This is a genomic window from Pseudomonas cremoris, assembly GCF_014230465.1.
In genome coordinates this window covers 56,037-68,523 of sequence record NZ_JAAXCY010000020.1, presented here as the reverse complement: position 1 = coordinate 68,523, position 12,487 = coordinate 56,037, and the positions used below count along the sequence as shown (strand labels likewise).

Annotated in this window: 10 protein-coding genes; 8 read left to right on the top strand and 2 right to left on the bottom strand. The window is 60.4% G+C overall.

The features are described from left to right. The first annotated feature begins 670 nt into the window (after positions 1 to 670). Positions 671 to 2,563: a penicillin-binding protein 2 gene (gene mrdA, locus HF257_RS32305; protein ID WP_185710815.1), complete on the top strand. Its 1,893-nt coding sequence runs from the start codon at positions 671 to 673 to the stop codon at positions 2,561 to 2,563. 1 nt (position 2,564) lies between these two features. Here the strand turns inward: mrdA and HF257_RS32300 are convergent, their stop codons facing one another. Then, positions 2,565 to 2,966 (bottom strand): GFA family protein, encoded by a 402-nt coding sequence (locus tag HF257_RS32300; protein ID WP_185710816.1) that lies wholly within the window; start codon positions 2,964 to 2,966, stop codon positions 2,565 to 2,567. Positions 2,967 to 3,100: 134 nt separating this feature from the next. On the opposite strand from HF257_RS32300, the gene HF257_RS32295 reads away from it, so the two are divergent. The 4 genes from HF257_RS32295 (at position 3,101) to HF257_RS32280 (ending at position 7,719) form a co-directional block, all read left to right on the top strand. After that, positions 3,101 to 3,631: a sigma-70 family RNA polymerase sigma factor gene (locus HF257_RS32295; protein ID WP_185710817.1), complete on the top strand. Its 531-nt coding sequence runs from the start codon at positions 3,101 to 3,103 to the stop codon at positions 3,629 to 3,631. A 2-nt stretch (positions 3,632 to 3,633) separates the two neighbouring features. Next, positions 3,634 to 4,584, top strand: a complete 951-nt coding sequence (locus HF257_RS32290) for a FecR domain-containing protein (RefSeq protein WP_185710818.1) — start codon at positions 3,634 to 3,636, stop codon at positions 4,582 to 4,584. 99 nt (positions 4,585 to 4,683) lie between these two features. Beyond that, positions 4,684 to 7,182 carry a TonB-dependent siderophore receptor gene (locus HF257_RS32285; RefSeq protein ID WP_185710819.1) on the top strand — a complete coding sequence of 833 codons (2,499 nt, stop codon included), beginning with the start codon at positions 4,684 to 4,686 and terminating at the stop codon, positions 7,180 to 7,182. Between the two features lie 78 nt (positions 7,183 to 7,260). Then, positions 7,261 to 7,719: an SRPBCC family protein gene (locus tag HF257_RS32280; RefSeq protein ID WP_185710820.1), complete on the top strand. Its 459-nt coding sequence runs from the start codon at positions 7,261 to 7,263 to the stop codon at positions 7,717 to 7,719. 40 nt (positions 7,720 to 7,759) lie between these two features. On the opposite strand, the gene HF257_RS32275 is transcribed toward HF257_RS32280, so the two are convergent. After that, positions 7,760 to 8,347, bottom strand: coding sequence for a hypothetical protein (locus HF257_RS32275; RefSeq protein WP_185710821.1), 588 nt, complete (start codon positions 8,345 to 8,347; stop codon positions 7,760 to 7,762). 149 nt (positions 8,348 to 8,496) lie between these two features. Here HF257_RS32275 and HF257_RS32270 point away from each other — a divergent pair, with 149 nt between their 5' ends. The 3 genes from HF257_RS32270 (at position 8,497) to HF257_RS32260 (ending at position 12,483) form a co-directional block, all read left to right on the top strand. Beyond that, positions 8,497 to 9,009 carry a sigma-70 family RNA polymerase sigma factor gene (locus HF257_RS32270; RefSeq protein WP_185710822.1) on the top strand — a complete coding sequence of 171 codons (513 nt, stop codon included), beginning with the start codon at positions 8,497 to 8,499 and terminating at the stop codon, positions 9,007 to 9,009. Continuing rightward, positions 9,006 to 9,980, top strand: a complete 975-nt coding sequence (locus tag HF257_RS32265; protein WP_185710823.1) for a FecR family protein — start codon at positions 9,006 to 9,008, stop codon at positions 9,978 to 9,980. The genes HF257_RS32270 and HF257_RS32265 overlap by 4 nt, the downstream gene beginning before the upstream one ends. 100 nt (positions 9,981 to 10,080) lie before the next feature. After that, on the top strand, positions 10,081 to 12,483 hold the full coding sequence (locus tag HF257_RS32260; RefSeq protein WP_233081685.1) for a TonB-dependent siderophore receptor: 2,403 nt from the start codon (positions 10,081 to 10,083) through the stop codon (positions 12,481 to 12,483). Positions 12,484 to 12,487: the final 4 nt, after the last annotated feature.

Here is a 12,487-nt window from a genome sequence, read left to right as displayed (position 1 = left end):
AAACGATGCATCGCCGATGGTAGTGTGGGGTTTCCCCATGTGAGAGTAGGTCATCGTCAAGATTAAATTCCAGAACCCCTGATTGCTAACGCAGTCAGGGGTTTTGTTTTGGGCGATCGGAAAGTGGACCCCACAACACCGCAGCTCATTGATGTAGTGAGTGGGCTTGCCCCGCGCCGGATGGCGAAGCCGCCCCAACACCCGACACAGCGGCATACCTGGCGCTCCGAGTCAGATCGAGCTGAATGACTTGGGTAATTGGCGCTGGGCAGGAATCTTGTACCGGCGTTGGGCAAGAGAAGCTTTTCTAGCGCAGTGAGTCGCTATCGCCTGGCGTATAAAACATATAGCGCCTCGCGGTCTGCCTCTGCGTCTTCAGTCTCAGAAGCTCTCCAACGGGTGCTGGAGGCCCGTAAGCATGCGATGAATGGTAGCGCGCAGGTTGCGCCAGATGGACTTATCAGCAGGCCTTCGGCCGCGAATACGGGACCTTTGGCCTGGAAGCTTTCCTGGAGCCGAAATCGCTCCTCTCCGGACCAAACAGCATGCCGTTGGGGAAATCGATGCAAAGTGTTTCTGCATTTTTGGTATGGTGCAGCACATTTTCACAGGGATTGATCTTTTATCCGCAGGACGCGGCGTCGACCTTCTTCAACGAGATGCTGTAGAAATGCCAGAACCGATACCGATCAAGGACCACGAAAAAGAAAACCGCCTGGTCAACAAGCGCCTGCTCGCCTGCGCGCTGTTGGTAATTGGCATCACATGCGCCCTGGTAGGGCGTATGTACTTCTTGCAAGTCGTACAGTTTGATTATCACTCCACGATTTCCGAAAACAACCGCGTCCACGTGCTGCCGATCACGCCGACACGTGGCCTGATCTACGACCGCAATGGCGTGGTGCTGGCTGACAACCGTCCCAGCTACAACTTGACCATTACCCGCGAGCGCACCACCGATCTCAAGGGCGAGCTGGATGCCATCGTCAACCTGCTGCATTTGCCCGCTGAAGACCGCGCTGTCTTCGACAAGGCTCTGAAGCAGGCACGTCATCCCTTTGTCCCGGTGACACTGTTTTACGAATTGACCGAAGAGCAAATCGCGGTATTGGCGGTTAACGAGTTCCGCTTGCCTGGCGTCGACGTCGAGCCGCAATTCGTCAGGCATTACCCGTTAGGTGCGCACTTTGCCCATTCCATCGGCTACGTAGGACGAATCAACGAGAAAGAGTCCAAGGCTCTCGACTCGGTTGAATACCGTGGCACGCAGTCCATCGGCAAGACGGGTATCGAGCGTTTCTACGAGTCCGAGTTGCACGGCCATGTCGGCTATGAAGAGGTCGAGACCAACGCCCAGGGCCGTGTATTGCGCGTGCTCAAGCACACCGACCCGATCCCAGGCAAAAACATCGTGCTCAGCCTCGACGTTCATCTGCAGGAAGCTGCGGAAGAAGCCTTGGGCGATCGCCGTGGCTCGGTGGTGGCCCTCGATCCGCAGACCGGTGAAGTGCTGGCCATGGTCAGTAAGCCGAGCTTCGACCCGAACCTGTTCGTTACCGGCATCAGCTTCAAGGAATATGCCGCGCTGCACGATTCTATCGACCGGCCACTGTTCAACCGGGTTCTACGAGGGCTCTACGCGCCAGGTTCGACCATTAAGCCGGAAGTGGCGATCGCTGGCCTCGACAGTGGCGTCGTCACCGCCCAAACCCGCGTGTTCGACCCCGGTTACTACCAGTTGCCCGACTTTGACCACAAGTACCGCAACTGGAACCACAGCGGTGACGGCTGGGTAGATATGGATGCGGCCATCATGCGGTCCAACGACACCTACTTCTATGACCTGGCCCACAAGCTGGGCATCGACCGCCTGCACGACTACCTGGCCGAGTTCGGCCTTGGCCAGAAAGTCTCGCTGGATATGTTCGAAGAGTCCGCAGGCTTGATGCCGTCCCAGGCCTGGAAGCGCGCTACCCGCCGTCAACCCTGGTTCCCGGGTGAAACCGTGATCCTCGGCATCGGCCAGGGCTATATGCAAGTCACGCCGCTGCAACTGGCCCAGGCCACTGCGCTGATCGCCAACAAAGGCGTGTGGAACCGACCGCACTTGGCCAAGACCATTAATGGCGTGCCACCGGTGGACGAAAACCCGATGCCCAACGTCGTCCTCAAGGATCCGCGTGACTGGGAGCAGGTCAACCATGGCATGCAACTGGTGATGCACGATCCACGCGGCATCGCCCGCGCCGCCGCGCAGGGCGCGCAATACCGAATCGCCGGCAAGAGTGGTACCGCGCAGGTGGTGGCGATCAAGCAGGGCGAGCGCTACGACCGTAACAAGACCCTGGAACGCCATCGCGACAACGCTTTGTTCGTCGGCTTCGCACCCGCCGAGCACCCGAAAATCGTGATCTCGGTGATGATCGAAAACGGCGAGGCGGGTGGCCGTGTCGCGGGCCCTGTGGTGCGGCAGATCATGGACGCCTGGTTGCTTGACCAGGAAGGCCACCTGAAGCCGCAATATGCGACGCCAGCCAAACCGCCCGGGGATCCGAAGGTTTAAGTCACACTTTCCACTCGTCCCATTGCTCTACGTCCGCATGGGCAAGCCAGGGCACATCGTGGGTGGTCCAGATGTGCGAAGTGGGTCTGACGCCCGGATCATCATCCAGCGTCGCCACTCGCACGATCACATGAGGTTGATGCCCACGTTCGGCCATCAGATGCGAGCCACAGCGCGAGCAGAAATGCCTGAATTTGCCCGGCGATGACTCATACGACGATAACAGTGCCTCGCCTTGGGTCCAGCGAAAGTGCTCACGCATCACGCCCGCCGTCGAGACGAACGCCGCAGCGTGAACCTTGCGGCAGCTTTGGCAATGGCAGTGGCTGATGGGCATATCCAGGCTATCCAGCTCGTACTGCACAGCCTTGCAAAAACAACTTCCATGGAGCTGTTGAGTCATGGTGCGTCACCTCGGGGGGAGGGGGACAATCTACCTTCCGCCGCCACGCTGTGCATCACAGTGATACAAATCATTGCCCTTATCCCCGCATTACTCTAAATTGCGAAGCGTTCTCATTCACGCGCAATATTATTATGCCTCTGTCTGGTGTACCCCGTTCCCCCCACGAACCTATTGGCCAACTCTACGGTGACCACCACCGATGGTTGGTCAACTGGCTGCGTGGGCGGTTGGGTTGCTCCCATCAAGCTGCAGACTTGGCCCAAGATACCTTTATCCGTTTGTTGCTGGCTGAGCGCACTCAGCCTCAGGTCGCCGAGTTAAAAGAGCCCCGGCACTTTCTGGTGACGATTGCCAAGCGCGTGATGATCGACAGCTTTCGTCGCAAAGCCCTTGAGCAGGCTTACCTCCAGGCCTTGGCCGAACAGCCGCAGGCCTGTGCTATTTCGCCGGAAGAGCGCCTGTTGATTATCGAAACCTTGCAGCACCTCGACGCGATGCTCGATGGCCTTGGGCAAAAGGCCAAACGCGCCTTCTTGCTCTCACAGCTACAGGGTATGCCCTACAAGAACATTGCCGAACAGCTACAGGTCTCGGTGAGTTCGGTGACCAAATATATCGCCAAGGCTACCGAGCACTGCCTGATCTTCTCGCTGGAGCTTTGACGGTGGCTCACGACTCACAACGCCAGGCCCTCAGCGCGGCAGCCCACTGGGTCGCGCGTTTGGCCGCCGAGCCCGGTGACCCGGCACTGCACGCGGCGTGGCTCGTCTGGCGTGACGAAACCCCACTGAACCAGTGGGCGTGGCAGCGCGTGGAACACCTTCGGCATCAACTCCACTGCTTGCCCGGTGCATTGACCGTCAATGTGATGGACGCTGCCGCCGACCAATCCCGCCGATTGGGGCGCCGTGCCTTGCTCAAGGGCGTGTTGATCGGTGCCGGAGTGAGTGCCATCGGTTGGTCTGGCTATCGACAGGCTCCGCAGTGGATGGCTGACCAACGCACCACTACGGGCGAGCGTCACAGCCTGCGCCTGGATGATGGCACTCGCCTGTCCCTCAACACCGCCAGTGCCGTGGATATCCGCTACAACGCCGAGCAACGCCTGGTGATCTTGCGGGCCGGAGAAATCCTGGTGGACACCGCCCCCGACCCTCGGCCCTTCCTGGTACGCAGTGCCCATGGGGAAATGCGCGCGTTGGGCACCCGTTTTGATGTGCGCCAGTTCGAAGACTTCACCGCCATGAGCGTACTGCAACACGCTGTGGCAGTGCGCCTGGGCCGCGAGCCCGCGGAGACGGTGGTGACTGCCGGGCAGACGGTCACGTTCGACGCCCAGCGCATGCTCTCCCTTGGGGCTAACGAACCCGGTGAAGGCGCATGGGCGCAGGGGCGGTTGGTTGTCGACAATTGGCGACTGGATCGTTTAGTGGCGGAATTGGCCCGCTATCGCCCGGGATACTTGGGGTGCGCCACTGAAATCGGCCACCTGCCGGTTTCGGGTGCCTATTCCCTGGACGATATCGACTTGACGCTCAACGCCCTGACCCACGCGCTGCCGATACGCCTCACTGCCCACACTCGCTATTGGACGACATTGGGTCCTCGCGCCTGAAACTGAAAATAATTCTCAACCGCCATTGTCGATTTGCTGCACCTCGTTCGACTCCTCCTGCAAACCCCCTTCATTCGTTTCGAGCCACCAGGAGTCAACATGCGCGCAGGGCAAACCTCAGTCGCCAATCAACCACTTCGCTTGTTTCGCAAAAAGCCCTTGCAGGTCGCGTTGTTTGGCGTATCGCTGATGGTGCAAACCGGGCTGCTGGCCCCCATGTTCGCCACGGGCTCCAGTGCTATGGCAGCCAGCCAGCAACAGGCGTTCGCCATTGCTCCCGGCCCACTGGGTTCGGTATTGAGTCGCTTTGCCAGCGACGCCGGCGTGGTGTTGTCCTTCGATTCTGGCCTGACTGCCGGCAAGCAAAGCGCTGGCCTGCAGGGCGCCTACAGTGTTGAACAAGGTTTTGCCCGGCTGCTGGCCGGCAGCAATTTGGCCGTAGCTGCCAACAGCGACGGCAGTTACCGCCTGGGGCTCCAAGCCAGCGGCGGTGCCTTGACCCTGGGTGCTACTAGCATCAATGCCGAAGGGCTGGGCTTGACCACCGAAAACAGTGGTTCCTACACCACTGGCGCGGCCAGTACCGCGACCAAACTGCCGCTGTCACTGCGCGAAACGCCGCAGTCGGTGAGTGTGATCACCCGTCAATTGATGGATGACCAGCACCTGTCCACCCTCAGTGAGGTATTAACGTTCACCCCAGGCATCAGCAGCAACCACCGTGACAGCGAGCGCTATTCCTTTTACTCCCGTGGTTTCGAGATCCAGAACTTCCAATACGACGGCATTCCGTCCCAGATCGCCAACGAATCCCAGCAGTACATCGGGCCGCTTTCCGACATGGCGATCTACGACCGTGTCGAAGTCGTGAGGGGTGCCACCGGCTTGATGAGCGGTGCAGGCACGCCGTCCGCCGTCATCAATCTGGTGCGCAAGCGACCGACCAAAGACTTCCAGGCCCATATCTCGGGAGAGGCAGGCGCCTGGGACCGCTATCGCTCCGAAGTCGACGTGTCCGGCCCATTGACCGAGACCGGCAATGTGCGCGGACGCTTCGTCGCGGCGTATCAGAAGCAGAACTCCTTCGTGGAGTGGTACAAGCAAGAAAAACGCGTGATGTACGGCGCGCTCGATATCGACCTGAATGACACCACCACCCTGCGCACCAGCCTGGATTACCAGAACAACGATGCCAATGGCACCAGCTACGGGCATATTCCGTTGTTCTACAGCAATGGCAGCCAGACTAATTTTCCCCGCTCATTCAACCCGGCTACACGCTCCAGTTACATGGACAACACCACCTATACCTTCACCACGATGTTGGACCATAAACTGGACAACGACTGGAGTTTGAAGACCGCCTACAGCCATCAGTATTCCTACCGCAAAGGGCAGGGGGCTTCCGCCAGTGGCGGCTATCCGGACCCGATCACTGGCCAGGGCGCAGGCGCATTCATCTATCGTTTAGACAGCTACCAGACCCAGGACATGCTCGACGTGTATGCCAGCGGGCCGTTCCAATTGGGTGGGCGTGAGCACGAGCTGGTGGTGGGCGCAAGCACGTCGCATACCCACCTGAACTTTCCAAACTACAGCAGCACCTCTGCCGACCAAGACGGTGATTATGGTGACGTGGACAACATCTTCAGTTGGGATGGTCGGCAATTTGGGCGCCGTTCCTACAATGAGGTTGGCGGCGCGGTTACCACCCTGCAACAGACTGGCGTGTACGGCGCACTGCGTTTGAAACCGATGGACCCGCTGACGCTGATTCTCGGTACCCGCGTCAGTTGGTGGAAGCAGCTTGATGAGGTGACGGATTACGCTCCTTACTCGCAAGCCACCGACAAAACCAAGAAAAGCGGCGTGGTCACGCCCTACGCGGGCATTATCTACGACCTGAACGACACCTACTCGGTCTACGCCAGCTACACCAACATCTTCCTGCCGCAGACGTTCTATAAAACCGCCAGCGGTGGTTCGCTCGCACCGTTGGAAGGGGATAACTACGAGATCGGTCTCAAGGGTGAATTCTTCGACGGTGCGCTGAACGCGAGCATCGCGCTGTTCGACATCGAACAGAAAAACACTGCTGCCGACTCGGGCAACGATGCCACTGGCAAGACGGTGTACAAAGCCATCGCCGGCACCACCACGCGTGGTGTCGAAACCGAAATCTCCGGTGAGGTGGCTGCCGGTTGGAACGTGTTCGGCGGCTACACCTACCGCGAATCTCACGCCAAGGACGGTGAGCGCGTACAGGTCAACCAGCCGATCAACCTGTTCAAGCTCGGCACCACGTACCGACTGCCAGGCGCCCTGAACCGCTTGACCGTGGGTGGCAATGTCACCTGGCAAAGCGAGATGTACGCCACCTCGCAGATCAACTACACCGGGCCGTACTACAAGGCCGTACAGGATCCCTTCGCGGTGGTGGGCCTGTTGGCCAACTACCAGGTGGATGAGCACCTGTCCGTCGGGCTGAACGTCAACAACCTGTTCGACAAGAAATACTACGACGGCATGGGTACGTTCAACTCGGGCTCTTACGGCGAGCCACGCAACGCGATGGTCAACGCCAAGTGGAAGTTCTGATGCCGTAGCAACGCCAATGCGTAACCCAAAGGTTGCGCATTGTTCGATGTCGCCTACTGTCAATGGAGGAGGTGACTTATGCACGTATTGGATCGCATAGAACGAAAAGTCCTGCTCAACGCTTCACGTAAACAAGTCTGGGAAGCACTGACTGACGCCGAGCAATTCGGCAACTGGTTCGGCATCGCCCTTAAGGGCAAAACCTTCAAGGCAGGGGAAACCCTCGAAGCGCCGATCACTTATCCGGGTTACGAACATGTGATCTGGAAGGCCAGGATCGAACGCATCCTGCCGCAAACACTGTTCTCGTTCTGGTGGCATCCGTTTGCGGTGGAGAAGGGTGTCGACTACGACCAGGAAACCCCCACCCTGGTCGAGTTCACCATCGAGGACCGTGCCCCCGGCATTCTGCTGCGGGTAGTCGAGTCCGGTTTTGACGCAGTGCCCGAGGCGCGGCGGCAGAAAGCCTTCAAGATGAATTCCCGTGGCTGGGACGAGCAAATGGGCAACATCGAAACCTACCTGAGCGGGGGCTGACCGATACGGGCATCATCGCTGATGCCCGTCTTCATTGTGCTCAGCCTTCATGCGCCGTGGTTATTTCCAGGGTGTCGGTAAAGGTTACCAGCACACTCTGGCCGACCTTGAGGTCTTTGAGGCCGGCACGAATTTCCGGTTTCTCAACGTTCAACACTTTTGTTGCTCCGGCAGGGTTCTCCAGAGTGACCTGGTTTTTCTTCAGATCAATATGGGTGATCTTCAACTGCACCTGAACCTGGCGGAAAGCCGCGCCGCCGGGGTTGGGGTTGTCGGCAGTGGCGCGCACCACGCCGGTTTTTTCACTGGCGTCCGGGGCGCTCTTGTCCACGTTGGTGTCCAGCACGGCCGCGACCGAATGGGTGGTCAGCACCTTGACCTGGTCACCGACCTTGAGGTTGCCCAGGTCTTTCGCGGCATCGGTGAGTTGCACATGCACCTCACGTCCTTCGGCGCCCGCGAGAACCACTTGATGCTTGGCCGCATCCACCGCCAGCACTTTGGTGGTGACTTCATCGGCTTCCAGGGATTTGGACAACGGGATATCCGCCGCGTGGGCGGCGAGGGTGCCGGCAGACAGCAAGGTGGCCAGGGCAACGGCCTGGCGCAGGGAGCGGGATAGCTTCATTGAAAGGACTTCCATGTAAGAGGAGCCCTGAGTCTAGTGGAGGGCCGCAGAACCACAACTGCACAAACGACGCAGGTGTTTTAGCGATTGCAAAGCGCCACGGCTCACGTAGATAATGAGATGAATTATCATTAACGTCTGGCCTCTGCGTGTCCACACCTACTGATCCCAAAGCCTTGCTGGCCGCGCTCTACGACGACAACCACCGGTGGCTGCGCGCGTGGCTGTACCGTCAGTTGAAGTGCCCCCAAGATGCGGCAGACCTGACCCAGGACACCTTCATTCGCGTGCTCGATGCGCGCCAGCTCACCCAGCTTGAAGAGCCCCGGGCGTTTCTCAGTACGGTGGCGCGGCGCTTGCTGTTCAGCTTCTGGCGACGCAAGCGCCTGGAGCAACGTTATCTCGACAGCCTGGCGTTGCTGCCGGAGCGCTACAGCCCATCGGAAGAAGACCTGGCGCTGGTCCGCGAAGCCCTGGAAAGCATCGACCGCCTGCTCGATGGCTTGCCCGCACGCGTGCGCCAGATCTTTATTCTCAGTCGCCTCGAAGGGCTGTCCCAACCGATGATCGCCCAGCAATTGAACGTCTCCCTCGCCACCGTCGAGCGTGACCTGCGCCGGGCGTTCCTGCATTGCCTGGCCGAATCGGCGGACCTGGCATGACGCAACCCAAGGTTGACGCCACCACCCGCGACGCCGTCGATTGGCTGCTGCGCCTGGAAGCCGCCGGCGAAGACTCGAGCCTGCATCAAGCCTTCGACGCCTGGTTGCGCGCCAGCCCCCAGCACGCCGAGGCCTGGCAGCGCGTGGGCAGCCTGTTGCAACAACCGATTGCCGACCTGCACCGCGTCGAAGCCCATAGCCCTGGCCAGCTACGCGCAGCCTCCAACGCGTTGATGACGCCGGATCTCGTCTCGCGCCGCAACGTGCTGCGCGGTGGGTTGGCCTTGATGCTCTTCGGCGTCAGCGGTGCCGCCGTGTTTGACCGCGTCCAGCCACTTGGCGGCGTGTGGGCCGACCGGCATACCGCTACCGGCGAGCGTCAGACCTTCGAACTGTCCGATGGCACTCGCGTGAGCCTCAACGCCCGCAGCTCGGTGGATATCCGCTTCAACGACCAACGCCGCGTCGTGCACCTGCGTGAAGGCCAGGTGTTTGTCGACGTAGCGACCGACACGCGCCGGCCCTTTGTAATCTCCACTGCCCAAGGCGAGGTGCAGGCACTGGGCACGCAATTTATGGTCAGCCAGGAATCGGTCGGCAGCCTCACTTCGGTGCAGTTGCACAGCGTGCAAGTCACCACACTGGGCGGCAGCCAACGGCGTGTGGAGGCGGGGCAGGCGGCGTGGTTCAGCGAAAGCGCGGTGCGCCCGGTGCCACTCTCGGTGACCGGGCGGGTGGACTGGCGCGACGGTCGCATCGATATCCGCGACGAACCCCTTGGCCTGCTGATTGACGCACTGCGCCCCTATCGCCGTGGTGTGCTACGCGTCAGCCCGCAGGCGGCGGCGTTGCACGTTTATGGCGTGTACCCGCTCGACGATGCCGAGCGCACCCTGCAATCGCTGGCACAAACATTCCCGCTGCGTATTCAGCACTACGGGCCTCTGTTGACGCTGATCGACGTGCGCTAGGCAATTATTTTCAACCACGGTGAGGGGATCGCTCGTCTCGCGAGTCAGGGTTAGAGAACGCCCACCTGACAACGAGTATCCACCCCTTATGGCACCCTTGATGATCCGTCCTTGCCTGCTGACGCTGGCCATGACCTTGGCCGTTATCGGCCAACCCGCAGCGGCCCGGGACACCACCCAATACTTCGACCTGCCGGCGGCTTCCCTCGGCGAGACCTTGAGCCGCCTGTCCCGCGAAAGCGGGCGCACGTTGTCGGTTACGCCAGCCTTGCTGCAAGGGCGCCGCGCGGCTGCCGTACACGGCCAACTGACACCCGAGCAGGCCGTGCAACAGGCGCTGGTGGGCAGTGGGTTGGGGTTGATCGTCACCGAGAACGGCACCTGGAGCCTGTACCCGCTGCCCGAAGGCAGCACACTGAACCTGAGCCCCACCAACATCACCGGGCAACTCAGCGAAAACGCCTGGGGCCCGGTGGACGGTTATGTCGCCACACGCAGCGGCACGGCCACCAAGACCGACACACCGATCCTGGAAATTGCGCAGACCGTCAACGTGGTCACCGCCGACCAGATCGCCGTGCAAGGCGCACGCAACCTCACCCAAGCGTTGCGTTACACGCCCGGCGTCGACACCAACGGCTATACCGACCGCAATACCATCGCCGATGAAGTCGCCAGCCGCGGTTTTGCCCCAACCCTGTTGTACCTCGATGGCGCCTACCTGCCATACGCCGGCAGCCTCGGTGGCGCGCCGCAGATCGACCCCTACACCCTGGAGCGCATCGAAGTGCTCAAGGGCCCCGCTTCTGTGCTGTATGGGCAAAACCAGCCGGGCGGCATGATCAATATGGTCTCCAAGCGCCCGGCCACCGAAGCCCGGCACCAAGTCAAATTCGGCATTGGCAGCTATGACCGGGTTAACGGCGCACTGGATTTCAGCGGTCCGATCGACGAGGCCAAAACCCTCAGCTATCGCCTGATCGCCCTGGCGCGCAACGGCAACGAAATGGTCGACCACGCCACCGACAGCCGCACGTTGCTTGCCCCCAGCCTGACCTGGGCACCGAATGATGACACCACGTTGACCGTCTACGCCCAATTGCAACGCGACAAGTCCCTGGCCGACTACCAGGCGCTGCCCGCCATTGGCACGCTGTACCGCAACTCTCAGGGCAAGCACATCGACCGCGATATCTTCCTCGGCGACTCGGATTGGAATAACTACATCCGTGATCAATACGTACTGGGCTATGACTTTTCGCATGCGTTCAACGACAACCTCGAATACCGCCAGACCGCGCGCTACACCGACGTCAACGATCGCTACAAAGGCTTTTACCTGAACAGTTTCGTCACCCGCGCAGACGGCAGCACCGACGACACCCGCGCCACCCGCACCAAACTCGACTGGAACCAGCACAACTCGGCGTACACCATCGATAACAACCTGCAGTTCAAGTTCGCCACCGGCGCCCTGGACCACACGTTGCTGACCGGCGTCGATTACCGCCAGTTCACCCGCAAGTACCAGGGCTACAACCTGTATGGCTCGGAGATAATCGACCTGTACAACCCCACCAACTACCACACCCTCGGCCAGCCCACCCTGACCACCAAGTGGGACAACACCATCAAGCAGACCGGCTTGTACGCCCAGGACCAGATCAAGCTGGACCGCTTCATCCTCACCGTCGGCCTGCGTGAGGACTGGGCCGAAGTGGAAAACCGCGACCTGTTGGCCCACAGCACGGTCAGCCAGAAAGACAAGAAGCTCACCCGGCGCATTGGCCTGACGTACCTCACCGATTTTGGCCTGGCCCCCTACGTCAGCTACGCCGAATCGTTCTTCCCGAGCATTGGCAGCCAGGCCCCACAGCGTGGCGCTTCGGCATTCAAACCGGTGGAAGGCGAGCAGTACGAAGCCGGGGTGAAATACCAGCCCAATGACCGTTCGTTGCTGACCTTGTCGGTGTACCAGATCAAGCAAAAGAACGTGCTGACCGGCGACATCGAATACCCGGAATATCAATTGCAGGAAGGCGAGGTGCGCTCGCGCGGCGTCGAGTTCGAGGGCAAGACGCGGATCGGTCAGTTCGAGGTGATCGGCGCGGTGGCCTATATGGACTCGTTCTACACCAAGAGCACTTATGGCGATGAGGGTAACCGCAATGAATCACAGGCTCCCTGGACCGCAAGCAGCTGGGTCGACTACCACTTTGCCAGTGACGCCCTGGCCGGCCTGACGGTTGGCGGCGGTGCGCGCTACACCGGCAAGAAGTACGGCAACTCGGCCAACACCTTCAAGACGCCATCGTTCGTGGTGTATGACGCCACGGTCAGCTATGACCTGGGGCGTGTCAGCCCCACGCTCAAGGGCGCCGAAGCCAGCCTGAACGTGCAGAACCTGTTTGATCGCGAGTACGTGTCGGCGTGCAACTACGCTTTCGGTTGCTACTACGGGCAGGAACGCACGGCGTCCTTGCAAGTGTCCTACGACTGGTAACCCG

Coding starts and splice junctions, on each gene's coding strand:
- mrdA (WP_185710815.1), top strand. CDS start 671: ATGCCAGAACCGATACCGATCAAGGACCACGAAAAAGAAAACCGCCTG.
- HF257_RS32300 (WP_185710816.1), bottom strand. CDS start 2,966: ATGACTCAACAGCTCCATGGAAGTTGTTTTTGCAAGGCTGTGCAGTAC.
- HF257_RS32295 (WP_185710817.1), top strand. CDS start 3,101: ATGCCTCTGTCTGGTGTACCCCGTTCCCCCCACGAACCTATTGGCCAA.
- HF257_RS32285 (WP_185710819.1), top strand. CDS start 4,684: ATGCGCGCAGGGCAAACCTCAGTCGCCAATCAACCACTTCGCTTGTTT.
- HF257_RS32280 (WP_185710820.1), top strand. CDS start 7,261: ATGCACGTATTGGATCGCATAGAACGAAAAGTCCTGCTCAACGCTTCA.
- HF257_RS32275 (WP_185710821.1), bottom strand. CDS start 8,347: ATGAAGCTATCCCGCTCCCTGCGCCAGGCCGTTGCCCTGGCCACCTTG.
- HF257_RS32265 (WP_185710823.1), top strand. CDS start 9,006: ATGACGCAACCCAAGGTTGACGCCACCACCCGCGACGCCGTCGATTGG.
- HF257_RS32260 (WP_233081685.1), top strand. CDS start 10,081: ATGATCCGTCCTTGCCTGCTGACGCTGGCCATGACCTTGGCCGTTATC.